26 protein-coding genes and 1 tRNA gene are annotated in these 25433 nt (G+C 58.2%); 15 read left to right on the top strand and 12 right to left on the bottom strand.

The window, feature by feature from the left end; all coding sequences use genetic code 11:
* Positions 1-20 precede the first annotated feature (20 nt).
* From SIB38_RS12435 to SIB38_RS12420, 4 genes are all read left to right on the top strand, one after another.
* Positions 21-2051: a DNA cytosine methyltransferase gene (locus tag SIB38_RS12435; RefSeq protein WP_412550258.1), complete on the top strand. Its 2031-nt coding sequence runs from the start codon at positions 21-23 to the stop codon at positions 2049-2051.
* Positions 2052-2099: 48 nt separating this feature from the next.
* Entirely contained in the window at positions 2100-2732 is a 633-nt protein-coding gene (locus SIB38_RS12430) for a hypothetical protein (RefSeq protein WP_412550257.1), read from the top strand.
* 106 nt (positions 2733-2838) lie between these two features.
* Positions 2839-2988 (top strand): hypothetical protein, encoded by a 150-nt coding sequence (locus SIB38_RS12425; protein ID WP_294119579.1) that lies wholly within the window; start codon positions 2839-2841, stop codon positions 2986-2988.
* 128 nt (positions 2989-3116) lie between these two features.
* Positions 3117-4010, top strand: coding sequence for a tyrosine-type recombinase/integrase (locus SIB38_RS12420; protein WP_412550256.1), 894 nt, complete (start codon positions 3117-3119; stop codon positions 4008-4010).
* A 38-nt stretch (positions 4011-4048) separates the two neighbouring features.
* Here the strand turns inward: SIB38_RS12420 and SIB38_RS12415 are convergent.
* Positions 4049-4124, bottom strand: a tRNA-Thr gene (locus SIB38_RS12415).
* Positions 4125-4172: 48 nt separating this feature from the next.
* Entirely contained in the window at positions 4173-5798 is a 1626-nt protein-coding gene (locus SIB38_RS12410) for an ABC transporter permease (protein WP_412550255.1), read from the bottom strand.
* Between the two features lie 154 nt (positions 5799-5952).
* Between SIB38_RS12410 and SIB38_RS12405 the strand changes: the two genes are divergently transcribed.
* Positions 5953-6828 carry a hypothetical protein gene (locus tag SIB38_RS12405; RefSeq protein ID WP_412550254.1) on the top strand — a complete coding sequence of 292 codons (876 nt, stop codon included), beginning with the start codon at positions 5953-5955 and terminating at the stop codon, positions 6826-6828.
* Positions 6829-6839: 11 nt separating this feature from the next.
* On the opposite strand, the gene SIB38_RS12400 is transcribed toward SIB38_RS12405, so the two are convergent.
* Both SIB38_RS12400 and SIB38_RS12395 read right to left on the bottom strand, forming a co-directional pair.
* Positions 6840-7631 carry a hypothetical protein gene (locus tag SIB38_RS12400; RefSeq protein WP_412550253.1) on the bottom strand — a complete coding sequence of 264 codons (792 nt, stop codon included), beginning with the start codon at positions 7629-7631 and terminating at the stop codon, positions 6840-6842.
* 161 nt (positions 7632-7792) lie between these two features.
* Entirely contained in the window at positions 7793-8056 is a 264-nt protein-coding gene (locus tag SIB38_RS12395; RefSeq protein WP_294119584.1) for a DUF2312 domain-containing protein, read from the bottom strand.
* A gap of 223 nt (positions 8057-8279) precedes the next feature.
* Here SIB38_RS12395 and SIB38_RS12390 point away from each other — a divergent pair, with 223 nt between their 5' ends.
* Entirely contained in the window at positions 8280-8495 is a 216-nt protein-coding gene (locus SIB38_RS12390; RefSeq protein ID WP_294119585.1) for a hypothetical protein, read from the top strand.
* Between the two features lie 18 nt (positions 8496-8513).
* On the opposite strand, the gene SIB38_RS12385 is transcribed toward SIB38_RS12390, so the two are convergent.
* The 3 genes from SIB38_RS12385 to SIB38_RS12375 form a co-directional block, all read right to left on the bottom strand.
* Complete coding sequence (locus tag SIB38_RS12385) at positions 8514-10583, bottom strand: enoyl-CoA hydratase-related protein (RefSeq protein WP_412550252.1); 2070 nt, start codon at positions 10581-10583, stop codon at positions 8514-8516.
* Positions 10584-10724: 141 nt separating this feature from the next.
* Positions 10725-10940 carry a hypothetical protein gene (locus SIB38_RS12380; protein WP_294119587.1) on the bottom strand — a complete coding sequence of 72 codons (216 nt, stop codon included), beginning with the start codon at positions 10938-10940 and terminating at the stop codon, positions 10725-10727.
* Positions 10941-10990: 50 nt separating this feature from the next.
* Positions 10991-11311, bottom strand: a complete 321-nt coding sequence (locus SIB38_RS12375) for a TraR/DksA family transcriptional regulator (RefSeq protein ID WP_294119589.1) — start codon at positions 11309-11311, stop codon at positions 10991-10993.
* A gap of 209 nt (positions 11312-11520) precedes the next feature.
* On the opposite strand from SIB38_RS12375, the gene SIB38_RS12370 reads away from it, so the two are divergent.
* Genes SIB38_RS12370 through SIB38_RS12355 form a run of 4 tightly spaced genes read left to right on the top strand, consistent with a single transcriptional unit; the run spans position 11521 to position 13725 of the window.
* Entirely contained in the window at positions 11521-12384 is an 864-nt protein-coding gene (locus SIB38_RS12370) for an MBL fold metallo-hydrolase (protein ID WP_294119590.1), read from the top strand.
* A gap of 43 nt (positions 12385-12427) precedes the next feature.
* Positions 12428-12853, top strand: coding sequence for a YeeE/YedE family protein (locus SIB38_RS12365; protein ID WP_294119603.1), 426 nt, complete (start codon positions 12428-12430; stop codon positions 12851-12853).
* Positions 12853-13287, top strand: coding sequence for a DUF6691 family protein (locus tag SIB38_RS12360; RefSeq protein ID WP_412550251.1), 435 nt, complete (start codon positions 12853-12855; stop codon positions 13285-13287). Before SIB38_RS12365 ends, SIB38_RS12360 begins: the two co-directional genes overlap by 1 nt.
* A 9-nt stretch (positions 13288-13296) precedes the next feature.
* Complete coding sequence (locus SIB38_RS12355; RefSeq protein ID WP_294119592.1) at positions 13297-13725, top strand: TIGR01244 family sulfur transferase; 429 nt, start codon at positions 13297-13299, stop codon at positions 13723-13725.
* Between the two features lie 80 nt (positions 13726-13805).
* Here SIB38_RS12355 and SIB38_RS12350 read toward each other — a convergent pair whose 3' ends face one another.
* The 5 genes from SIB38_RS12350 to SIB38_RS12330 form a co-directional block, all read right to left on the bottom strand.
* Positions 13806-15041, bottom strand: coding sequence for a FliM/FliN family flagellar motor switch protein (locus SIB38_RS12350; RefSeq protein WP_294119593.1), 1236 nt, complete (start codon positions 15039-15041; stop codon positions 13806-13808).
* A 175-nt stretch (positions 15042-15216) separates the two neighbouring features.
* Positions 15217-17907: an ATP-binding protein gene (locus tag SIB38_RS12345; protein WP_294119594.1), complete on the bottom strand. Its 2691-nt coding sequence runs from the start codon at positions 17905-17907 to the stop codon at positions 15217-15219.
* Positions 17907-18176: a hypothetical protein gene (locus SIB38_RS12340; protein ID WP_294119595.1), complete on the bottom strand. Its 270-nt coding sequence runs from the start codon at positions 18174-18176 to the stop codon at positions 17907-17909. The genes SIB38_RS12345 and SIB38_RS12340 overlap by 1 nt, the downstream gene beginning before the upstream one ends.
* Entirely contained in the window at positions 18173-18541 is a 369-nt protein-coding gene (locus tag SIB38_RS12335; RefSeq protein WP_412550250.1) for a response regulator transcription factor, read from the bottom strand. The genes SIB38_RS12340 and SIB38_RS12335 overlap by 4 nt, the downstream gene beginning before the upstream one ends.
* Positions 18542-18622: 81 nt before the next feature.
* Complete coding sequence (locus SIB38_RS12330) at positions 18623-19924, bottom strand: helix-turn-helix transcriptional regulator (protein WP_294119597.1); 1302 nt, start codon at positions 19922-19924, stop codon at positions 18623-18625.
* Between the two features lie 215 nt (positions 19925-20139).
* On the opposite strand from SIB38_RS12330, the gene SIB38_RS12325 reads away from it, so the two are divergent.
* From SIB38_RS12325 to SIB38_RS12305, 5 genes are all read left to right on the top strand, one after another.
* Positions 20140-21492, top strand: a complete 1353-nt coding sequence (locus SIB38_RS12325; protein ID WP_294119598.1) for a substrate-binding protein — start codon at positions 20140-20142, stop codon at positions 21490-21492.
* An 82-nt stretch (positions 21493-21574) separates the two neighbouring features.
* A complete protein-coding gene (locus tag SIB38_RS12320) occupies positions 21575-22606 on the top strand; it encodes a branched-chain amino acid ABC transporter permease (RefSeq protein ID WP_412550249.1) in 1032 nt (343 codons plus the stop codon).
* A gap of 3 nt (positions 22607-22609) precedes the next feature.
* The gene (locus SIB38_RS12315; protein WP_294119600.1) at positions 22610-23803 is read left to right on the top strand and encodes a branched-chain amino acid ABC transporter permease; all 1194 of its coding nucleotides are present in this window, start codon (positions 22610-22612) and stop codon (positions 23801-23803) included.
* A 13-nt stretch (positions 23804-23816) separates the two neighbouring features.
* A complete protein-coding gene (locus SIB38_RS12310) occupies positions 23817-24572 on the top strand; it encodes an ABC transporter ATP-binding protein (protein ID WP_294119601.1) in 756 nt (251 codons plus the stop codon).
* Positions 24573-24661: 89 nt separating this feature from the next.
* Positions 24662-25417 (top strand): ABC transporter ATP-binding protein, encoded by a 756-nt coding sequence (locus SIB38_RS12305; RefSeq protein ID WP_294119602.1) that lies wholly within the window; start codon positions 24662-24664, stop codon positions 25415-25417.
* Positions 25418-25433 lie beyond the last annotated feature (16 nt).

Here is a 25433-nt window from a genome sequence, read left to right as displayed (position 1 = left end):
CTTTTCGCAGGGATTTCTATATGACAAATTTCGCTGACTTCCCCATGATCATTGACTGCTTTGCCGGAGGAGGTGGCGCTTCTGAGGGTATTGAGCAAGCTTTAGGCAGGAGCCCAGACGTTGCCATCAATCACAACGCCGACGCACTGGCGCTCCATGCTGCAAATCACCCCGAAACCCTACACCTGGACAGCAATATTTGGGACGTGGAACCGTCCAACGTGAACAAAGGCCGCAAGATTGGTCTTTTGTGGGCCTCTCCGGATTGCAAGCACTTCTCCAAAGCCAAGGGCGGAAAGCCGAAAGATCGCAACATTCGGGATCTGGCGTGGGCGGTGGTCCGGTGGGCGCGGCTGCCAAAGGATCAGCGCCCCGATGTGATCTTGATGGAGAACGTCGAAGAGTTCCGCACTTGGGGGCCGCTCTGCGATGAGGGCCGCGTGATCAAAGGCCTTGAGGGTGTGATTTTCGAGGAGTGGATGAAGGCTCTGAAAGACCTCGGCTACAAAGTCGACTGGAAAGAGCTGCGCGCCTGCGACTACGGCGCACCGACGATCCGCAAGCGCTTCTTTATGGTGGCGCGCTGCGATGGACAGCCTATTGCATGGCCCAAGACTACGCATGGCGATCCAAACTGCAAAGAAGTCCACGCGGGCAAGCTCAAACCATGGCGCACAGCCGCGGAGTGTATTGATTGGTCATTGCCCTGCCCCTCGATCTTTGACACCAGCGCAGAGATCAAGGCCAAGTATAGCCTGACTGCAAAGCGCCCCCTTGCTCAGAACACACTGGCGCGCGTGGCGCGCGGAATGAAGCGCTACGTACTGGAAGCCCAAAAGCCCTATCTCGTAAACCTGACCCACGGTGGACGGGTGGAAGACGCCACTGCGCCGTTTAAGACCATCACCGGTGCCAATCGCGGCGAAAAGGCGGTTGTGGCTCCAAGCCTCATTAGTGTTGCACATGGCGATAGCGGCGGGCGGCGTGAATACCCACTGACCGATCCACTGGGCGTCGTTACTGCTGGCGGCGTCAGCCGCTCTCTGATTACCCCACACCTCATGAGCCTGAAAGGCACGGCGCGACGGGATAGCTCAGTTTTGGCGCCACACCCGACAGTGCTTGCCGGCGGCGGACATTCGGCATTGGTTGCCCCTACCCTTATCCGGCACTTCGGCCAATCGGTTGGGCAAACAGCAACGGCACCGGCTCCAACGATCACTGCGGGCGGAGGCGGCAAGACAGGCTTGATTGCTCCAATACTGACCTATGCGCAGCACGGCGGGCGCAATCGGGACGCGCTTGATCCGATGCACACGATCTGCGCCAACCGAAAGGATCAGAACGCAGTGATAATTCCCGCATTGGTGCAAACTGGCTATGGCGAGAGAGAGGGCCAAAAGCCGCGATGCCTAGACATCCATGCGCCGCTTGGCACTGCCGTTGCGGGCGGGATCAAGCATGCGCCTCTGAGTGCTTTTCTCGCTCAACACAATAAGGCCCGCAGAGGCTTCAATCCCGGGCGCCCAGCAAATGCCCCTATGTCGTCGGTGACTGCAACAGGTTCACAACAGCAAATTGTAGCGCCGTGGTTCGCGAAATATTACGGGACAGGCGATGGAGCACGGACAAGCGAACCTTGCCACACAATCACCGTCAAAGACCGATTCAGCCACGTGCAAGCGAATTTGGCGCCAAGCTTTGGCCCAGAGCATGAGGCCCGCGCCCGTGAGGTGGCCGAATTCCTGCGATCCCATGACGCTTGGGACGGCGGCGAGTTTGTCACGCTGGAAATCGAAGGCGAAACCTTCGTGGTGGTGGACATCGGAATGCGAATGTTGACCCCGCGCGAGCTGTTCAACGCTCAAGGCTTCCCGACCGATTACGTGATCGAAGGTGTCTGGCACCAGGACGGCGACGATTGGACCTTTGAGGACTTTACCAAGTCCGTGCAGGTCAGCTGCGTAGGCAACAGCGTTTGTCCGAATCTGGCCGAAGCGCTTTGCGCCGCCAATTGCCAACACCTGACCGTCGAAAGGATTGCCGCATGATCAAAACCATCACCATAGGCACCCTCATCGCCACACAGGAGCATCGACATGACTGACACAAGCACAGAGGCGGTAGAGCGTATTGCCGTGATAGAGGAGGCAATCCCCCAGCCTTGGCGTAAATTCATTGTTGGCTTGCGCGACGAGCGTGACGCCCTCCTAAAAGAGCGCGACGAGCTAAAGGCCATGGTCGGCGTCATCGGGCAGTTGGCGTGGTGGAACCCATCCAAGCAAAACAACTACACGCACGGCGCAAAGACCATTTTTGGAACTTATTATGTCGGCATTTGTGGTGGTCGCCACTATGCTTGGATTGAGTTGTTTCATGAAAGTGGCCGTATAGAGCAATGGGAGGGCGAAGTTCGTGGTTCCTTGTTCCAAGCGAAGATGGACGCACAACGGCACTACGAAGCCCGCATCCGCAGCGCCTTTGTTACACCGCCACAAGACGCCATAGCCAAAACTGTAACGGAAATTTGGGATCGGCTGGAAAGCGAGTGCTGGGATGTTCGGTGCCGTGCCGAACCAATTGCGGACACTGGAGATAGCGATACGGTTTGGGAAGTAATTTCCCACCACATGAGCAAGCCGTTTGAGCGTGTCGAGGGTACCGGCAGCACCCCTCAAGAGGCATTCGCCGAAGCCATTTACAGCGGAGAAGGGTATGGAGGCCCCCAATGACTGACACGAGCACAGAGGCGGTGAAGCGCGTCCGAAAGTACATCGAGTAATGGGTCAACACACGCCCCTTTTTGCCACCGCCAAAACCGCCGCTGCGCTCTTTGAGATGACGCAGGGCGAATTTCTAGCATTGGTGGAAGAGGGCGTTTTACCCAAGCCGCAACAGATCGGACCCCATGAACGTTGGGAAACTGACGAATTAAAGGCTATTGCCAGAGGTGAGAAAGCGGATGGGTATGAGGAAATTCAATGGTAAGAAAGAAGTTCACCACAACCAAAGTCATTAAAGGCCGCACCTATCAGTATTTCCGCAAAGACGGCAAATACACCCGCTTACCTGACGATCCATCCAGCGAAGAATACGACAAGGCATATTGGCGCTTAATGCGCGGTGGCGACCTAGCCGAACGCAAAACTTCCTGGAACAACCTGATCCTGCTCTATAAGAAAAGCCCCCGCTGGATCGATCTCAAGCCTGTCACAAAGCGCGAATACAGCCGCTATCTTGAATATTTGCGTCAGCGCGTCGGCACCAAGGACACTCTGAAATTTCAGCGCAAGCACGCCATTGCGATCCAACAGGCGAACTCAGACAAACCGCGCACAGCAAATTACACCCTGCAAGTGATTTCCGTTCTGTTCGAACTCGCCATCGATCTCGGATGGCGCGCCGACAACCCCGCAAAAGGGGTTCGCAAGCTAAAAGAGGGGGAAGGCCACACGCCTTGGCCGGAATGGGCCATTGAGGCGTTTAGAGCGCAAGCGACACCAGAGGCCGCCCTGCTCTTTGAACTCGCCCTAGGCACTGGCCAACGTGCGGGCGATCTCATCAAAATGAAATGGTCTGACTTTGACGGCAAGGGCATCTTTGTGGCGCAGAATAAAACAGGCACAAAGATATGGGTGCCCTGCACGAATGAGCTTTTGGACATTCTGAGGCAAACCGAAAAACGCGGGATATTCATCCTCACCAGCCAGACCGGCGCGCCCCTTACATATAGCGGCGCTGCACAACGGCTAACCCGAATTTCAAACAAGGCCAAAACCCGCGCCTATTCACTGCATGGCCTGCGATACAGTGCGGCCTCAAAGCTCGCGGAACTCGGGGCTACAGATGCGCAGATCGCAGCGATCACTGGCCATAAGGCCCGCAGCATGGTTGCGAAGTACTCCAGTGGCGCAAACCAAAAACGACTCGCAGACGAGGTGGTTCAGCTACGCGAGAACAGAACACAAACAGAACATGAAAGTGGGAAACATACTGGGAAACCAAAATGACACATTCAGCAAATTCACCGCTAAGTCATTGATTTTTATGGTGCCCCCACACGGACTCGAACCGCGGACCTACTGATTACAAATCAGTTGCTCTACCAGCTGAGCTATAGGGGCACTGGAGCTTCGTTTAAGGCCTTCGATCAGAACCTGCAAGAGGCTTTTTTAGCGATTTGCGCGGGCCAGCAGTCCAACCGCCACAAGCCCCACCAAAACAATCATGATCGCGCCGGGGCTGGCGTCCGGCAGGTTCTCCAAACTGGCCTGCTCGTGCACGCGTGTGGCCAATGTATCAAAGTTAAACGGGCGCAAAAGCATGGTCGCGGGCAGCTCTTTCACGCAATCCACAAAGACCAGAAGCAGTGCGGAACCAATCGAGGCACGCACCAGCGGCAGGTAAACTTCGCCCAAAACTTGTCCTTTTGTACGCCCCAAAGACCGGGCTGCCATTGGCAAACTGGGCGCCACGCGCCCCATAGCGCCATCTGCCGCGCCTTGGGCAATGGCAAAGAATCGCACGCAGTAGGCCAGAATCAGAGCAAAGGATGAGCCGGTGAGAATCAATCCGGTTGGGGAGCCTGTCATCGTCTCGATCAGATCCGCCAGTTTGTGGTCAAGCGCCGCCAGCGGGATCAGAATGCCCACGCCCAAAACCGCGCCAGGTGCCGCATAGCCAATTGTGGTGATAGGCAACAGCAAGCGCGGCAGGCTGCGGCCTGACAGGCGTACGCCGTAGACCATCAAAACACCAGCGACCACGGTCAGCACCGCAGCAATGCCGCAGACCCGCAACGTATTCCAAAGCGCCTCGTACAAGGCAGGGTCCCGCCATTGCTCCAGACTGCTTGCGGCGTTGTCCGCAATCACCAGAAACGGCATCACAAACCCGATTAGGAAGGGTAGCAGACAGGTGACGAAGGCCATCCAGCCCCAAACCCCTGTCAACTGCACCGGCTCAGCCGGGCGGTTGCGGTTGCTCAGGCTAAAAAACTGCACCTTCCGGCGGCTGATTTTTTCCATCGTGACCAGCAGGATCACCAGCATCAGCACCACGCTGGAAATCTGTGCTGCACCACCTGCGTTGTTGCTTTCCAACCAAACGCTGAAAATCCCGGTGGTCAGGGTCTGCACGGCAAAATAATCCACAGTGCCAAAGTCATTCACAGTTTCCATCATCACAATGGCGGTGCCGGCGGCAATCGCCGGGCGGGCCATTGGCAGCCCCACGCGCCAGAACCGCGCAAACGGCCCCGCCCCCAAAGATCGCGCCACTTCTTCGGAAGCGCCGAACTGCTCCCGGTATGCCGCGCGGGCCAGAATATAGACGTAGGGAAACAAAGCAGCGGACAACACGATGATCGCCGCGCCCATGGAACGAATTTCCGGGAACCAATAATCGCGGCTTGTTTGCCACCCAAACAGGTCACGCAAGCCGGTTTGAACCGGTCCCGCGTATTCCAGAAAATCTACCAGAGCATAGGCGCCGACATAGGCAGGAATGGCCAGCGGCAACAGCAGAGCCCATTGAATCCAGCGCACCCCGGGAAAGCGATAGCGCGTCACCAGCCAAGCCGTTGTTGCACCCATCGCGGCCGCGAGCACACCAACCGAGACCATCAAAACCAGCGTATTGCGCATGTAGCGTGGCAGTGTGGTGGACAGCAAATGCGGCCAGATATTTTCAACCGGATGAAACGCAATCCAAATCACCGCCAGGATCGGCGCAAGCACAACAGTTGCGACAAACAGCGCCCCCAAGGACCACGGGTCAAAAGACAACCATCTTTTCAACGCCTTGGGCGTTGAGTTTTGTGCGGAGGGCGGTGTTGTCACATGTGATTGCACAGGGGATTCCTTTATCGCGCCCTTGTGTTGCCTGAATCTGGTTTTACTGTCCAGAAACGAGGCTATACTTGTTACAGCACAATCCAACAACGAAAAGAACATGCAGATTGTACTTCACGCGGGCGCGCATTTCACAGACGAGGGCAAACTGCTCGGCAGCCTGAGCCAAAACCGGGATCTGCTGGCGCAGAATGGCATCGCTCTGCCGCCCCAATCCACCTATCGTCGCCAAATCCGCGACACGCTTGGGCAGATGAACAATGCCACCATGGCAGCCGACTACAAAGGCGCGATCATGGGCGGCATGATTGGGGACGCCAAACCGGACCGTATGATCCTGTCCAACGACAACTTCTTTGGTGTGCCCCGCCGCGCAATCCGCGACAATTGCCTGTTTCCGACGGCTGGCGACCGTTTGCGCGGCGTGTCTTCGTTGTTTTACGGCGAAGATCTGGAGATCTTCATGGCAATCCGCAATCCGGCCACCTTTGTGCCCGCACTTGTCGCCGCCTCGCCCAACCACCCCATCGAGGAAGTTACCGACAATTGCGATCCACTGGCACTGCGCTGGTCCGAGTTGATCCTGCGCATCCGCGATGCCGTGCCACATATGCCGGTCACAGTTTGGTGCAACGAAGACACCCCGATCATATGGGAAGAGATCATGCGCGATATGGCAGGGTTGGATCCAGCCACCCCAGTTGCAGGTGGCACGGATTTGCTCCGCAGTATCATGAGCGACGAAGGCATGACGCGGCTGGAAGCCTTCCTGGCAGATCACCCCGGCGTGACCGAAATCCAGAAACGACGCATCTATGCTGCGTTCTTAGATAAATTCGCCATCGAAGACGAAATCGAAGAAGAGCTCGACTTGCCTGGCTGGACCGTACCCATGGTCGACCACATGACGCAGGCCTATGACGAAGACGTTTATCGGATCGAGCGCATTCCCGGCGTAACGGTTCTAACGCCATAAGGCGTACCCAACTATCGGAATTGTAGGTTTACCGCCGCGTAGAGCTGAAACTGAGGCTGGCCGTTGCCACGACTGGCCAAGGACCATTGCGGCTCCACAAAAATATTAGCTGTAGTTGAACCGAACTGTTGAACTTTTCCCAACCGCAACCCGAAGGGCACATTGTAGTTGTCGGTGGTAAAATCATAGGTCCAGATTGGCGCGCCACCGGTGTACCAGCCTTTGCCCAGTTGGTAGAACCAAAATGGCTGAAACGCCCCGACCTCAGGCCGCTTGCGGCCAGCTGGCGTACTGCCAACACCAGTCCGGTAAATCAACAGGTAGCCATATTGGAACTGAGGTGAGGTGCCGTTGAAGTAGACATTGGCGAGGCCAAGCTGCCATTGATCTGCACCGAGCCGATCGTCAGAGGCCGTGGGAGCAACCACTTGAGGCCCAATGCCGAAGCTGATGCCGGGACGGGTGTCAAACTGATAGGCCATAAAGACATCCACATCGCCAATGCCGCTGACCGTTGTATTGCCCGCCCCAATAGGCAGCGAATTGTAAGGCAATGAGGCACGCATAAGCCAATTGGTGTCCCCAATTTTGAGTGGCTGCGCATAGCGTAAGACCGTTTGAAACCCGTCGGTATCACTGGGCAAGCCACTAAAATCATTCAAGTAGTACCCTTGAATATTAAAGGCGCGCACATTTGCCAGCGGATTGTTTGCGTCAGCCGCATCGTCCGCTGTAACAAAAGAAGGCACGAGCCCCAAAAGAAGTGTCACCGCAAAGCGGCAAGCTCGTTTCAAATAGCCCATGACAAAATCCTTAAACACGCAACAGGGACGCGGCCGCCAAAAACGCAGCGCCCAACGCAGTCAGGGTATCTCATCCAAGGTGTCGGTCAATGCGGCACTTGCCAAAAAACAAAAAGGCCCTCCAATGGAGAGCCTCTTGAGAGTCGCTTTCGTGCTGAACCTTATGCCATGCCCAACGCTGACTTATACATGTCAATCACCGCTTCCTGCTCGGCCACATCATTGGGGTCCTGCTTGCGCTCGCGGATTATTGTGCGGATTGCCTTCACGTCAAAGCCGCGGCCTTTCATCTCTGCAAAGACCTCTTTGATCTGCTCAGCCACTTCGGCTTTCTCAAGTTCCAAACGCTCGACGCGCTCGATGAACTGTTTCAGTTCCTGACCGGTGACGCCGTATTGCGCGTCCGAAGATGTGCCTTCGCTCATGTCTGACCTCATTTTGTGCCGATTATGCGCGCCGCGCGGGCGCCAAGATTAACGCAGCTATAGACCGCAAACCGCGCTGCCATGCAAGGCCCGCTTCGCCATTTCCCGTGATCTGTGCCAAATGCCGCGTGTCCCCCGTCTTGCGCGTGTGCCAACAATCCGGTAGCTGCCCTGTCCAGACAGGGTGCGCCCCCAAATGCGCCCGCAAAAGAGGACGTCTGCGATGCAATGGATGATCTGGGCTGGAGCCCTTATGTCGGTGATTGGCCTGCTGGGCCTGCTGCTCTCCATCGTGAAAGTCGCCAAAGCCCGCAAGGCTGGCCTGTCAGACGAAGAGCTGCGCGCAGCGGTTCAGAAGGTCGTGCCGCTGAACCTCGGCGCGCTGTTCCTGTCTGTGATTGGCCTGATGGTGGTGATGGTCGGGATTTCCCTGTCCTAAGTGTCCTGCCCCTAAGCCTCAGCCATTGAGCGCCCCAAAACCGCGCCCGTTTTTGATAAGCGTGTCAAACAGCGGCTCCGGTTTCCAGAAGGCATCCCCCTGCTCTGCCAACTTGCGCACGTGGTTGCGTAGATCGATCAACCCGTGATCGTCCGCCGCCTGCATTGGGCCGCCCAGCCAGCGCGGGAAGCCAAAGCCGTGGATCATGGCCACATCAATGTCTGACGGTTTGGAAGCGACACCTATACGCAATAGTCGTGCCCCGGCGTTGGCCATCGCCGCGAGGCAGGTCTTTTCAATGTCCACATCACGCACGCCCACATTGCTGACCGGTTTGGGGTCTTCTTCGATCACCGCGCGCACGATGTTCCGCGTGTCCGCATCTGCCGCACCAAACGGGTGCTCTTGCGAATACTGATACCACCCCCGCTGCGCCCCACGCCCTTCGCGGCCCATACGATACAGCACCGTGCTGATCCCCGCCTGAGCCGTGCGCAGCCCCGGCGCATTCAGCCCCAGAGCATCGGCAATTTGAAACGGCCCCAGCGAGAAGCCCCAGCTGTGCATGACCCGGTCAATCTCGTAAGGGTCCGCGCCAATGCGCAGCAAATCCTCCGCCGCGCGGATGCAGGCCCCCATCACGTTTTGACCAATCAAACCGTTGTAGGTCTTGGCCCGCACCGGCAGGAACCCCATAGCGCTCAGCATGGCAAACAGCGTCGCAACCGCCTCAGGCCCCGTGCTTTTGCCCACTGCGACCTCCACTCCGGAGGTGCGCAGATGCAGGTTTGGCACATAAAGGCCAACCACATCCTGCGGGCTGCCCGTGGCCTGCGCCACCGGTCCGATCTGCGCCGCATCATCATGCACCGCAATCACCGCGCCGTCTTTGACAATCCCGTCCAGCTGCGCCGCAATCTGGCGCGAAATCTCACGCCCCTGACCGATGGCTTCAATCACCAAATCGGCCCGCGCCAAAGCCACCAGATCCGCTTCGGCACGCAAACGCGCCAACATCTCGCGCGACGCGACATCTTCGATGCGGCCACTGGTCACCATGCGCTGCAATGCCGCCTCGATCCGCCGTTGCGCCAGCTCCAACGCCGCAGGCACCTGCGCGGTCAACACCACCGACAAGCCATGCTGCAAAGCCGCCAGCGCCAAATCCGCGCCCACACGATCCGCGCCGACCACAACGCCGAGTATTTTCACTGGACGGGGGTCGGCCTGATGCATCTCCGGCAAACGTGTCGCCCGCCGCTCCGCCAGCGCCACATGGCGCAGGGCCCGGCTCTGATCGGAGGTCACCAATTCTTCAAACCGCTCGCGCTCAAACTCCAGACCAACCTCAAACGGCAGCAAAGGCGCAGCTTTCACGCACTCCAAAATGGCCAAAGCGGCATCCTGCCCCCGCGGGTCGATGCGCTTTTCCCATTTGCTCACGCCCGCCTGGAACGCCTGGAAATCGGCAATCCCACCGGTGGCATCCGCCGTTGGCCGTGCGGGTTTGTATTTGGCAATACAGTTGAGCGCAAAAAGCACAGTGGCCTCGCGCAGATCACCTTCAACAATCTCGTCCACCATACCCGCCACCTCAGCGGAGGTGATCGGCATCATCACACCGGACAACAGGATATTGAGCGCTGTATCCGCCCCCAACAGGCGTGGCGCACGTTGCGTACCCCCTGCCCCGGGCATTACGCCAAGCGCGACTTCGGGCATGGCGACCTGCGTGCTGCTTAGGGCCACACGGTAATGGCAGGCCCAGGCCAGCTCCAGCCCACCGCCCATCACCGCGCCCGACAAGCCAGCAACCACCGGCTTGCCCGCGGTCTCAACCGCAGCACACAGCTCTGCCAGATTGGGATGCGCAATTGGTTTGCCAAGTTCAGAATAATCGCGCCCGGCGGAAAACTCCGCGCCACTGCCCAGAAGCGCAATCGCGCCCACCATCTTGTCCGCAAGCGCGGTCTGCAAAGCGTCATACACCGCCGCACGCAATTCTGCGGTCAGCGCATTGGTGGGCGGATGGTTCATCGACAGGACCGCAACCCCGCCTTCGACCGCATAATCTAGCAACTGCGTCATGCCTCAAAACCCTGACAAACTTCGGCGCAAGCCTTTGTGTTTTCAGAGTTTAGCCGCACAAAGCCGCCGCGCAAGCCCAGTTATCCACAGGGCTGCACAGGTCGGCACATCTGTCACACTGCGTCAGGCCAATGACCAGCGTTACACCGGCATATTGTCAAAACTGTCTTCGATCTCCTGATCCAGCAGATCAAGATCCAACCGGCGCAGACGCGCGGGCACACGACCACCACTTTGCTCGATGTTCATCAAAGTGCGGTGCAACTGCTGATGCAGCTCATAGCGGTCCATATCGTCCGCCTTATGAATTTTGGTTTCCAGCGCTTCCGCGCGGTTCAATAGATGTTCGACAGTCATGTAACGTCCTCCCAAACGTATTTCTCAAAACCTAAAAATGGCAGCGTGCTTTAACCAGCGGCACAATCACTGCATAGCGGGGCGTCCGGCACCACCTTAAGGCGAGCATCGGAAATTTCCTCTCCACACTTTACACAGAAACCATACGCGCCCTCACGCAAACGTTCCAAGGCAGCCTGAATTCGGCGGATTTCCTCTTGGCCACTGGTGCCAAGCCCTTCAAGCACCTCGTCACCCTCATGCTCAACCGCCGCTTCATCCCAATCTTTAGAGTGCGGCGCGTCCAGCTCAGCCTCGATCGCGTGCAGCCGTTTATCCAGCTCTGACAAGCGTTTAAGCAGGGCAGCTTTGTATGTGCTGTGATCTGTCATCGTCGTCTCCATTGCCGGGGCCACCGCGCAAGGGCACGGCTTCAAAACCCGCACGCACCTTGACAGCCACCCCAAATCTGCGCCTTGATTCACATCAATAGCTGCCCAAAAACACGCCGCACTGCGCATGTTTTTAGCACATATCACGCCCACATCTTGAAACACATGCAATCTTTCATATATGTTTCCCACCAAATAGAGGAATCGCCATGACCCCCGACGTAACAGCCTTTTTTGACGAAGCGACGAACACCATCTCTTTTGTTGTGAAAGACCCGGAGGGCACATCCTGCGCCATCATCGACAGCGTGCTGGACTTTGACTACAGCTCTGGCCGCACCGACACAAAATCCGCCGATGAGATCATTGCCCACGTTCAGGAGAACAACCTGAAAGTGGAGTGGATCCTCGAGAGCCATGTACATGCCGACCACCTCTCCGCCGCGCCTTACCTGCAGGAAAAGATCGGCGGTAAAATCGGCATCGGCAAAAACATCACCATTGTGCAGGACACCTTCGGCAAGGTTTTCAACGAAGGCACGGAGTTCCAGCGAGACGGCAGCCAGTTCGACAAGCTGTTTGAAGAAGGCGACAGCTTCATGATTGGCCAATTGCGCGGCGACGTGCTGCACACCCCCGGCCACACCCCCGCCTGCATGACCTACGTCATCGGCGATGCGGCCTTTGTGGGTGACACACTGTTTATGCCAGATTTCGGCACCGCCCGCTGTGATTTCCCCGGCGGCTCTTCCGAGACGCTCTATCAGTCGATCCAGAAAATCCTCGCCTTGCCGGACGAGACCCGCATTTTTGTTGGTCATGACTACAAAGCGCCGGGCCGAGATGAATACGCTTGGGAAACCACAGTAGGCGAGCAAAAGGCCAACAACGTGCATGTAGGCGACGGCGCTGACAAAGACAGCTTTGTCGAAATGCGCGACACGCGTGATGCCTCTTTGGCCATGCCGAAACTCATCATCCCGTCGCTCCAAGTGAACATGCGCGCCGGGCAAATGCCGGAACCCGATGAAGAAGGCGATGTCTTCCTCAAGGTTCCCGTAAATAAACTTTGACCCTTAAAGCGCGAACATCAAAGGAAAAATCATGTTGAACGCAATACCAACCGACTGGCTCTTCGGGCTGGGCGGCGGCCTCCTTATTGGCCTCGGCGGCGCCGTCTTTCTGCTCGGCAACGGCCGCGTCATGGGCGCCAGCGGCATCATCGGCGGTCTCGTTGATGGCTCCGGCAAAAGCAATATGGCCGAACGTCTGGCCTTCCTCGCCGGTGTTTTTCTGGTGCCGGTGCTGCTCTACCCGCTGTTCTCTGACGTGGACACACATGCCACCACCAACGTGGCGGTCCTGATCGCCGCAGGTCTATGTGTGGGCGTCGGCACTCGCCTCGCCAATGGCTGCACCTCCGGGCACGGCGTTTGTGGCATCTCCCGCTTGTCGTTGCGCGGGATTGTGGCCACCGTGTTCTACATCATGGCCGGTGGCCTCACAGTCGTACTCTTCCGCCACCTGTTGGGAGTGATCTGATGAGCCGCAGTCTTCTCGCTCTGCTCGCAGGCGGCCTTTTTGGCGCAGGCCTGTTCATTTCCGGCATGACCGACACCACCAAGGTGCAGGGCTGGCTGGACGTCTTTGGCAACTGGGACCCGACGCTGGCCTTTGTCATGGGCGGCGCAATCATCCCAATGGCCATTGCTTGGCTGCTCACAAATGGCCGCAAGCCGATTGTCGGCGGGGAGTTCCCGAAGCCGCCTGAACCAAAGCTTGGGCGCAATCTTGTGCTCGGCTCCGTTCTGTTTGGCGTTGGCTGGGGTCTCGCGGGTCTGTGCCCTGGCCCCGCCGTGGCCTCGCTCAGCTATGGCGGCTGGCCGCATTGGGTGTTCTTCGCCGCCATGATTGCTGGCATGGCGTTGGTCCCTCTGGCGCGCGCGCAACTGGACAGCGCCGTCCCTGCCGAGTAAGCAATCGCCATGGATATTCGTCAGATCACCGACCGCTTCTTTGCCGCGCCTCAGATTGACGCCGCAGATTTTGCCGCCCTTGCCGACGCTGGCTTTGGGCTTGTCATCAACAACCGTCCTGACAATGAGGTCGGCCCGGATCAGCACTCCGAGACCATGCGCGCCGCCGCCGAAGCGGCTGGCCTGCAGTATGTGGTCAACCCGCTGACCATGGACACGATGACCCCGGACCGTCAGGCGCTGCAACGCGACAGCGCCGCTGGCTGTGACGGCAAGGTGCTGGCCTACTGCCGCTCTGGCACCCGCTCCACCATCTGCTGGGCGCTGTCTCAGGCCATGGAGATGGAGGTGGCCGACATCGTGAACGCCGCCGCCAATGGCGGCTATGATGTCTCCAGCCTGGTGCCACATCTGGAAGCGATCAAATCGCAAGGCTAAACATCTGACCTGACAAACAAAAAGCCCCGCTCTTCCGGCGGGGCTTTTTTGCGTTTGCTCGTCAAGACTGCTCGAAAGTCTTACGTGCCTGTCAAATCCAGATCGGCCAGCGCCGCCGGATCGCCTATATCATCATTGCCCAACTGGATCAGATCATCGAGATCATCCAACCCGGCGAAATCTTCCATGCCATTGTCCGCGTCCAGGCCAACGCCCATCTCGCCCATTGGCTCAAGGTCCGGCAGTCCACCGCCTCCCAGATCCGGCAAATCGCCGCCAAGATCAGGAAGGTCACCCCCCATATCTGGCAAGCCGCCACCATCCAGTGCAGGCATTTCCGCCATGCCCGGCAAATCGCCACCAATATCATCCATGCCGCCCATCTCTGGCATGTCCATCCCCGGCATGTCCATGGCAGGCATATCCATCGCCGGCATCTCGGGCGCGCCCATATCCGGCATACCCATATCCGGCATATCCGGCACCGCCAGCTCTGTAGACGGGGCCGCAGCAGGCGCCGCGCCCACCAGTCCCGGCACACAGACCGCGCGCATGCCATTGAGCTGCCCAATGCGCACCTCGGCAATCTCTTCGCCGGTCAACGCTTCCAGCGTGGCGTTTTGCATCGCTTCTTCCGACAACGGCAGCGTATCCCCCGCTTGCAACGCCTGAATCTGCGCAATCGGCAAGCTGATCTTGCCCACCACCGCGTTCAGCACGGTGCTGGCTTCTTTCACGCCGTTCTGGAATTTCTCGGCGTCGGTTTCCGCATCGTCTTCTGGCTCATTGACCAGCACCTGCACATCCGGGAACAGCAACGCCATGGTGCCGGTTTTCTTTCCCCGCTCGAGTTTCACGTCGAGCACAAACATTTGATAATCCTGCGCGGTCATCGCCAACGACAGCGTCCGCGTGTCCTGCATCATTGCGCCAAATTTATAGTGCTGCAGCCAGTATGGCGCCTCGCCCTCTTCCGCCAACATGCGCACATAGCGCATCAGTGCATCTTCCAGAAACGGCGTGATCAGTGCGGCATCCACCTTGGTGGGCACCCGATCTGTCACAGGCTTGGGAACAACCTGACCAAGGGTTTGGAACTCCACCAGCCCCGCCATCACTTGCATATCCATCGCCAGGGCACCGGGCTCACCATTCTGTCCTTCAAGCAAGATCAACAGAGATTCATTGTCCAGCGTCACCTCAACGGCGCGGTGCGGCAGCTTTACATGGCGCACATCAGTCACATCCAGCGCCAGATCCATACCCTTTTCCGCCGCCAAAGCGAGGCCAAGGCGCAGGGCCTTGTTGGGGGTCATAGCGCGCGCCTGGTGCTCGGTCCGCCCATCCGCTGCTTTACGACGTAGAATTGAAGTGGCTTGAGTTTCACTCATATCCGGATCTGCCCTGTTTGTGGCTCCTTACAGGACAGATGTGCCGCAATAAGGTTAATAGAGCCTCTACGAGACCTTCAAAATCCGTGTGAAATTGTGCCTATTGCGCCGCCAGCGCGACCTCTTCGGGCAAGGTCACCCGAAACGCCGCGCCGCCCTGTCCCGGCAGGTATTCCACCGCGCCGCCCAAGCGAGTCATGATCTCGCGACAAATCGCCAACCCAAGCCCCGCGCCTTTGACCTTCTGCTCGCCCGTGCGGGAGAACTTCTCAAAGATCACCGCCTGTTCGGTTTTGGGAATGCCACTGCCGTTGTCGATGAAATCCACCACCAAAGCGCCATTGCTGCGCCCAACTTCAATGCGCAGTTTCGGCGCATTGGCATCGCAATATTTCTGCGCGTTTCCAATGAGGTTGATGAATACCTGGCTCAGGCGGTCCAGATCAGTGTTCAGGGTGATCTCCTCATAGGCAGCATTGCGCACCACCTGCATCTTATCGGCACCAGCGCCGGTCAAGGCACTGGCCACAGCGTGATCCAGAATACCTTTAAGCGACCCGCTTTGCATGTTCAGGTTCACCCGCCCGCTTTCCAGCACGCTCAGATCCAACAGATCATCCAAAAGCCGCGTCAGGCGTAGCGCTTCGTCATGGATGATCGAGCTGTATTTGATCTTTTCATCCTCACTGAGCCGATCACTGTCCCGCAGAATCTCCGAAAACGCCCGGATCGAGGTCATCGGCGTGCGCAGCTCATGGCTCACCTGGCTGAGGAAGCTGTCTTTCTGCTCTGAAATCAGTGTCAGCTTTTCATTGGCCTGCCGCAATTGCCGCGCGGTGCGGGCCTGCTCTTCGGATTTGGCTTCCAGCTTGCTGGAATATTCCATCATCTGCGCGGTTTCATCGGCCACCGCCATCAGGTCTTCCACCGACACCGACGCGCCCCCGACAATCTGCCCAATCATCGCATGCGCCGTTGCCGCGCCCACCGACCCGGCCAATTCCCGCTCCAAACGTTGCAAAAAGTCCGGCGACGGTTCCGGCAAAAGACCACTCATGCCCTGTCGTTTCGCCTCCCGCTCAAACAGGTTCTGCGCCTCCCGCGCACCGATGATGCGCTGCGCCATGACCATCAGGTCTTCAGTCTGCGCCAGGCTGCCCGCCCAGCTTTGCGGTGTGGAGCTGTGCTCAAATACATTCACAAACTGCGCCCCCTGCAACCGTTCCAACGGCGACGGGAATCCCACCAGAGAAGCGACAAAGAAACTCATTGTGTTCAACAAGATAGACCAGAACACTGCATGTACCAGCGGATCCATCCCAGTGATGCCAAAGAACGCCTGCGGCCGCAGCCAGCTCAACCCCATCGGGCCTTCGGTCAGCATCGCTTCCGACACCAGCGTGCCCGCGCCAAAGCTCGGCAGCAAAAGCGTGTAGGCCCAGATTAAAAAGCCCACGGTCAGGCCAACAAAAGCCCCCGTGCGCGTCGCCCCACGCCAGAAAATCCCGCCGATCAACACCGGCAGAAACTGCGCCACCCCGGCAAAGGAAATCAAACCGATCGAAGCCAGCGCCGTGCCGCCACCCGACAAGCGGAAATACAAATATCCAAGGAACACCACAGCCCCGATGGAAATCCGCCGCGACAGCAGCACCACGTGGCGCACGTCACCAGACACGGACGCACCGACGCTCTGCGTGCTGAGCCAGATCGGCATCACAATATGGTTGGACACCATGGTCGACAGCGCCAGCGCCGCCACAATCACCATGGAGGTCGCGCTGGAAAATCCGCCAATAAAACTCAACATCGCCAGAGCGTCATTGCCTGTGGCCAAAGGCACGGTCAGCACAAAAAAGTCCGGGTTGCTGCCCGCTGGCATGAGGTCCAACCCCACCACCGCAATCGGCACCACAAACAGGCTCATGATCATCAGGTAAGCAGGAAAGGCCCAGCTTGCGGTGCGCAGGTGATCCTCATCTTCATTCTCAACCACCATGACCTGGAACATCCGTGGCAGACATAGGAACGCCGCCCCGGAGAGGAAAATCAACGTCGCCCAGCGGTCCCCGCGCATCTGCCACTGGCCAATCTCGCTGGCATCGATCCGCGCCAGGGTTTCGCTTACCCCTCCGCCCAGGCCCCAGACCACAAAGATGCCCACCGCCAACAGCGCAAACAGCTTCACAATCGCTTCCACCGCAACCGCCATCACCACCCCGTGGTGCCGCTCGTTGACGTCCAAATTGCGCGTGCCAAACACAATGGTAAACAGCGCAAGCCCCGCCGCCACCAAAAGCGCGTTACTGCCTTGCGTTGCTTCCGTTAACTCCGCGCCGTAAGCACTTGAAAAAACGTCAAAGCTTACAGTTACAGATTGTAACTGAAGCGCGATATACGGCGTCGTGCCAATCACCGCCAAGACGGTTACGCCAACCGCCAAAAGGTTGGATTTCCCGTAGCGCGACGAGATCAAATCGGCAATCGAGGTGATGCGCTGGCTGCGCCCAATCCGCACCAGCTTGCGCAACAGCCACCACCAACCAATCATCACCAGCGACGGGCCAATATAGATCGTCAGATACTCAAGGCCGGACCGCGCCGCATAGCCGACCGCGCCGTAAAACGTCCAGGCCGTGCAATAGATCGACAGCGACAAGGTGTAGATCAAAGGGCTGCGCAGCCATCCGCCTTTGCCTTCCAGCGCCGCGCGCTCTGCTGCAAAGGCGATCAGGAACAGAAACACGACGTAGATCAGACAGACGCCAACCAGAATATTGAGCGTGCCCATCAGCGTTCTCGCTCCGTCTCCTCCGCATCGCTGCGCTTGAGGCTGCGGGACAACCATGCACCGCCAACCACCATGAGCAACCAGACCAGAAAGATGTAAATGATAGCGTCAGACGTCATCACCGTGCCGCTGTCCTCAGATTGGCGCCACAATAATGGCACCGCCCAGAGCACCGCACCCATCACAGGCAACATGCGGATTGTGTCAATCAACCGGCGGCGGCGGTAACTCTGCCGCTCCAGAAAAGGAATATTGTGTTTGGGGCTCACCCCGCCACCAACTCGCGCACCGCGTCCAGCACCTCGGCGTTGGAAAACGGCTTGGTCATAAAGCGGCTTGCGCCGGCGCGCTCCGCCATCTCGCGGTCTTTGACCTGCCCCTTGGCAGTCAACATCAGCACGGGAAGGCCCTGTGTGGCATCTTCGCTGCGCAGCTCGCGCAGGATGTCATACCCGGTTTTGCCCGGCAGCATCACGTCCAGAATGACCAAATCGGGCATCGCATTCTGCACCACCCCAACCGCGTCATGCCCATTGGAATGGGTCGCGACGGACCAGCCGTCACGAGACAGGATGAAGCTGATCGCTTCGATGATGTTGGGCTCATCTTCGATGACTAGCACGTTTTTGCCCATGCAGCCTCCCCTCCCAAAAAGTCCACAAGCGGTGCGCCATTCTTAGCGGTCGTCCACAAAAAGAAAAGAGATTTTCCCACGTTACCCCACATCCGCCAGCAAAGACGGCTCCCGCCGGCCTTCACAGTCCTCCAGCGGACAGACACGACAGGACGACCCCACCTCTGCCTCGGTATCGCCAGCTTCTTCAAGCGGCACAATCAACATATAACTGTGATACAGAGGCGCCACGTTGAGCTGAATGGTGCCAATCGGCTCACTCACCGCATAGCAATCAAACCGCTTGGCTTCGCGCCCGGTCATGGTGACCGTCTGTCGCAAGGCTTGCATCGGACGTGACAAGGCCTGAAACAGCGGCCACTTCGGGCACGCGCCAGAAAAGCGTGGAATGGCAAAGCCTTCCACCGGCTTTCGCAACATCAAAGTGCCGGAGGCATCACACATGACCAGCCCAAGCGGCATCGGCAGCATATCATCAGACACCGCCGCCAAGCGGCGCAACACGGTGCTAAGCGGCACGCCGTAGTCCGAAGCAATCCGCGCCGGTTCCACAACGCCGTCGCTGACCTGGCGCTCCAGCATGTCCAAAGACAACAACCGCGCGTCCGCCCGCAGTTGCCGCACCACCGTCATAGCCATGTCCCGCGCCGCATCCGAGGTCAGTTGCGCCTGATTGCCAATAAACGCGGAGAGCTCATCCGGTGTGGCGTTGACCAGGCTGTCAAAGCGGAACTTATGCACTTCAAGCATCGCCTCCACCTCCTCCAAGGGCAACGTCATGCCCGCCGAGGCATCGCCCGCATCATCCAGATAGGCCACCAGCTGCTCTGCCCCTTCCGCAAGTCGCTGACTGTCCTCATTCAGGTTGCGGTGAAAACGATTGCGCCACTCCGGTTCAATCTCCTTGGTGTCCGCCAAAATCCCCGCCGTCGAGCGGATCGCGGTCACCATGGTCAACATTTCATGCACTGAGGTCGCCAAATGCGGGTCATGTGTGAGCCGGTCGGTCAATGTCGCTGCCGTGTGCTCCAAACTTCTCAGCCGCTTGTGCTGATCCGCAATCAACCCGGCCCAGCCCGGAAACCGCCCGGCAAACTCGTCGCCACGCTCAAGCTCCGGCGCCACAGCATCCGTGACCGCCGCCGCCTCACGCAACGCCGACAAAAGCGCCGCCTCTGCACCTTCACTTAACAATGAAGGCTCTACGTTGAGGGCCTGAGCGATGTCGTTTAAGAGCTTCCCGCCGATTCTGCGGCGGTTGTGCTCGATCAAGTTGAGGTAACTGCCGGAGATTCCGACCTGCTTTGCAAGTTCGGCCTGGCGTAAGCCCGCCATCACGCGGCGCTCTCTGATGCGACTGCCTGCTAGGGTTTGCTGGACCATTGGCTTTCCCCTCAGTTTCAAACACTTTCTGCACTGCAAAATAATAAATTTACATTTTGCTGCAGAGCAATGCGAATTACTTTACAAAAAAATTGTGTCTTTGAAAGCAGTTGTTGCGAAATTTTCGGAGCGCCGCCGATAATAGTTTTGCACGAATAGTGCCTGTGGTGCGGGAAGAGGAGCCCAATCCACAAATGACACAACGGGAGGATTATATGTCCAAAAGCAACTTCACACGTCGTGGCTTGCTCAAAACCAGTGCCGTCGCCGGTGCTGGTCTGGCGCTGCCAACGATCTTTACGGCTCAGTCCGCACATGCGTTCACCAACGAACCCACTGGCGGCACCGTAACTCTGGGCTTCAACGTGCCACAGACCGGTCCTTACGCGGACGAGGGTGCCGACGAACTGCGCGCCTACCAGCTGGCTGTTGAGCACCTGAACGGTGGCGGCGACGGCGGCATGCTGAACACCTTCAGCTCCAAAGCACTGGACGGCACAGGTATCCTGGGCAAGAAAGTGGAATACGTCACCGGCGACACCCAGACCAAGTCTGACGCCGCGCGCGCATCCGCCAAGTCCATGATCGAAAAAGACGGCGCTATCATGATCACCGGCGGTTCGTCCTCTGGTGTGGCTGTGGCCGTACAGGCGCTCTGCCAAGAGGCGGGCGTGATCTTTATGGCGGGTCTGACCCACTCCAACGACACCACCGGTAAAGACAAGAAAGCCAACGGCTTCCGTCACTTCTTCAACTCGTACATGTCGGGTGCCGCTCTGGCGCCGGTTCTGGCAAACGCTTACGGCAATGACCGTAAAGCCTATCACCTGACCGCCGACTACAACTGGGGTTACACAACCGAAGAAGCGGTCCGCGCCTCCACTGAGGCCATGGGTTGGGAAACTGTTGCAGCTGTGAAAACACCGCTGACACAGACCGACTTCTCCTCCTACATCGCGCCTGTTCTGCAATCCGGTGCCGACACGCTGGTTCTGAACCACTACGGCGGCAACATGGTGAACTCGCTGACCAACGCGGTTCAGTTTGGTCTGCGTGACAAGCAGGTGAACGGCAAAGACTTCCAGATCGTTGTTCCACTCTACTCCCGCCTGATGGCGAAGGGTGCGGGTGCCAACGTGAAGGGCATCTTCGGCTCCACCAACTGGCACTGGTCCCTGCAGGATGAGGGCTCCAAAGCCTTCGTTAAATCCTTCGGCACCAAATACGGCTTCCCACCATCCCAGGCGGCGCACACCACCTACGTGCAGACCCTGCTCTATGCAGACGCCGTTCAGCGTGCGGGCTCCTTCGCCCCATGTGCGGTTGCAGAAGCTCTGGAAGACTATGAGTTCGACGGTCTGGGCAACGGTAAGACGCTGTATCGCGGCGCTGACCACCAGTGCTTCAAGGACGTGCTGGTTGTGAAGGGTAAAGAGAACCCGACTTCCGAGTTCGACCTTCTGGAAATCGTTGAGGTGACCCCGGTTGAGCAGGTGACCTATGCACCTGATCACCCACAGATGGGCGGCCCAGAGGCCACCCTGGGTGCCTGCAACAACGGCGCGTAATCACGCCCCAATTCGGGCGGGCAGCAATGCCCGCCCCACTTCGCCAGCATAGGCGAAATCGGACAACCACAGGGACGGACCGATGGAAGCAATTATCCTTCAAATTCTGAACGGGTTGGACAAAGGATCCGCATATGCGTTGATCGCACTTGGCCTTACCCTGATCTTTGGCACCTTGGGTGTTGTGAACTTTGCGCACGGCGCGCTGTTCATGATCGGTGCCTTCTGCGCGGTGACCTTCAGCCGCATCTTGACCCTCTCACACACTGTTGTGGATGAGACCCAGACAGACTTTCTTGGCAACCCACTGAAAGTTGACGTGCCTTATCTGCATGACCTCTTTGGCCAGGCCACCGGCGACGCGATCATCGACTGGGCCGTCCCCCTGTCGATCCTGTTCACCGTCCCGGTGATGATGTTCGTGGGCTACGCCATGGAACGCGGCCTGATCAAACACTTCTACAACCGCCCGCACGCCGACCAGATCCTTGTGACCTTTGGTCTGGCCATCGTGCTGCAGGAAGTGATCAAATATTTCTACGGCGCCAACCCGATCCCGACCCCTGCCCCGCAGGCCTTTGCCGGATCGCTGGATTTCGGAGCCATGCTTGGCTTTGATCCCAACCTGATCATCTATCCTTACTGGCGGATCATCTACTTCATCTTCTCAGCCATCATCATCGGTGCCGTGTTTGCCTTCCTGCAATACACCACCTTCGGCATGGTTGTGCGCGCCGGTATGGCGGACCGCGAAACCGTCGGCCTTCTGGGCATCAACATCGACAAGCGCTTCACCATCATGTTTGGCCTTGCCGCCGCCGTCGCCGGTCTGGCCGGGGTGATGTACACGCCAATCAATTCGCCAAACTATCACATGGGCATGGACTTCCTGGTGCTGAGCTTTGTTGTGGTGGTTGTTGGCGGCATGGGCTCGCTGCCAGGTACCGTACTGGCAGGCTTCCTGCTGGGCATTTTGGAAAGTTTCGCCTCCATGCGCGAGGTTCTGGAGATCCTGCCGGGTCTGAACCAGATCATCATCTACCTCGTCGCCATCATCATTCTGCTGACCCGTCCACGGGGCCTGATGGGCCGCAAGGGCGTCATGGAGGACTAACTCATGCTCGGTCTCAACAAAAAAGATCTTCAGCTTATGCTGATCGTTACCGGGCTGACCATGCTGGCGCCCTTCATTCTCAACCCCTTCCCGGAAAGCTCCGGTATGGCGCAATTCAACGCGGGTTACCCCGACCTGATGCAGCGCTTTGTGATCTTCGGCATCTTCGCCATTGGCTTCAACCTGCTGTTCGGCCTCACCGGCTACCTCAGCTTTGGTCACGCCGCCTTCCTGGGCGTGGGCTCTTACGGCGCCATCTGGATGATGAAGCTGGTCTCGCTCAACGTGATCCCGGCCATCTTTATGGGTGTGATCGTGGCGGGTATCTTCTCGGTCGCTGTGGGCTACATCTGTCTGCGCCGCTCAGGCATCTACTTCTCGATCCTGACACTCGCCTTTGCACAGATGTCTTACGCTCTGGCCTACTCGGTTCTCACGCCAATCACCGGCGGTGAAACCGGCCTGCAGATCAAATCCACCGACCGTCCAATCTTCTCCAGCTTGGAAGAAGGCGAAACCGGTCGCGCCAACCTGTTTGGCATGGATATGCGTCAGAGCTTTGAGCTCAACATCGGCGACTGGCTCTTCACCTTCAACGCTGGCTACTACATTGCAGCCATCGTGATGCTGATTGCCTTCTATGTCTCGATCCGCATTTTCCGCAGCCCATTTGGCCTGATGCTGCGTGCGATCAAATCCAACCAGACCCGTATGTCTTACACTGGTCTGAACCCACGTCCGCACACGCTGGCAGCCTTTGTGATCTCCGGCATGTATGCGGGTCTCGCGGGTGGTCTTCTGGTGGCCATGGACACCCAAGTGGGTCCGGAGCGTATGTTCTGGACAGCCTCAGGTGAGGTGGTTCTGATGACCATCCTGGGCGGTGTTGGCACCCTGATCGGTCCGGTACTGGGCGCAGGTGTGATCAAGTACATGGAAAACATCCTGTCCAAGATCAACAAAGACGTTCTGCACGAGTGGTTCGCCTTTATGCCAGACGGTCTCGAAGACTTCATCGTCTTCCTGGTCTACCCGTTCATCGGCAAAGGCTGGCACCTCACCCTCGGCATCCTCTTCATGCTGGTCGTGATCTTCCTGCCAGGTGGCCTGGTCGAAGGTGGTCAGCGCATTGGCAAGTGGATCAAAAACCGTGGCAAAGCCAAAGACACTGGCGGCTCCACTGAACCTGCAGAATAAGGAGACAAGAGATATGGGAATTCTCGAAGTCAAAGACGTAGGCAAGCGGTTCGGCGGTCTTCAGGCCCTCGGTGACGTGAACCTCTCCGTCAAGGAAAACACCGTACACGCAATCATCGGCCCCAACGGGGCCGGGAAATCCACCCTGCTGAACTGCCTCGTGGGCAAGCTCATCCCGGACACCGGTTCTGTCATGTTTGACGGCCAGTCGGTGCTGGGCCGCACCCCACACGAGATCAACCAGATGGGCATTTCCCGCGTGTTCCAGACCCCGGAAATCTTTGGGGACCTGACCGTGTTGGAAAACATGATGATCCCCTGCTTTGCCAAGCGGGACGGGGCCTTCCGGATGCGCGCCATCGAAGACATGATGCGTGAAAAGGACATCGTGGAAAAAGCCGAGTCGATGCTCGTCGACATGAATATGGCCGACAAGCATCACATGCACGCGGCCTCCATGTCCCGCGGTGACAAACGTCGTCTGGAAATCGGCATGTGTCTGGCGCAGGAGCCCCGCCTTCTGCTGCTGGACGAACCCACTGCCGGTATGGCGCGGGCCGACACCAACAACACCATCGATCTTCTCAAGCAAATCAGCGACGAGCGCGACATCACCATCGCCATCATCGAACACGACATGCATGTGGTGTTCTCTCTGGCACAGCGCATCACCGTGCTGGCACAGGGCACACCGCTGGTCGAAGACGATCCTGAAAACATCAAAGGTCACCCGAAAGTGCGCGAAGCGTACCTCGGCGAAACCGCATAAGGCACATCATCGCGCCCCGGACCTGATCCGAGGCCTCGCGACACCAACAAGAGGTCCCGGGTCAAGCCCGGGACGGGGAGACCAAAACAATGAACGTCAAACCCGACTTTTCCAAAGGCCACAATCTGGCCGAAACCGCCCCCGCCTACCTCTCCGTTTGGAACATGGAGAGTTATTATGGCGAGAGCTACATCGTTCAAAATATCAGCTTCAACGTGCACGAAGGCGAAATCCTTGCGCTCTTGGGCCGCAACGGGGCAGGCAAAACCTCGACCCTGCGTTCCATTGCGCGCATGGACGACCCACAGGTGACCCACGGCGAAATTTGGCTCGATCACAAACCGCTGCACCTGATGAAAAGCTATGAGGCCGCACAGGCAGGCATCGGTCTGGTGCCGGAAGATCGCTCGATCATTCCTGGCCTGACGGTGGAAGAAAACATCCAACTGGCCCAGATCGCTCCGCCCATCGGCTGGTCGATTGAACGCCTCTACGAACTCTTCCCGCGCCTTGGCGAACGCCGCAAGCAAGAAGGTGTCACGCTCTCCGGTGGTGAACAGCAAATGCTGGCCATCGCCCGCGCCCTCAGCCGCGACATCAAAGTGCTGCTGCTGGACGAACCTTATGAAGGCCTCGCACCGGTGATTGTGGACGAGATCGAAAAGACTCTGCGCATCATCAAAGAGCAAGGCATCACCACCGTGATCGTGGAACAGAACGCTGTGCGCGCGCTGGAACTCGCGGATCGCGCTGTGATCCTCGACACCGGCTCGGTGGTCTTTGATGGCTCCGCCAACGAAGTTCTCGAAAACGAAGAGCTGCGCGCCGAATATCTGGCGATCTGACGCCGACAATTTGGGG

The organism is Shimia sp. MIT910701 (assembly GCF_047126315.1).
GTDB lineage: Bacteria > Pseudomonadota > Alphaproteobacteria > Rhodobacterales > Rhodobacteraceae > Shimia.
This window is presented reverse-complemented; position numbering and strand designations above follow the sequence as displayed.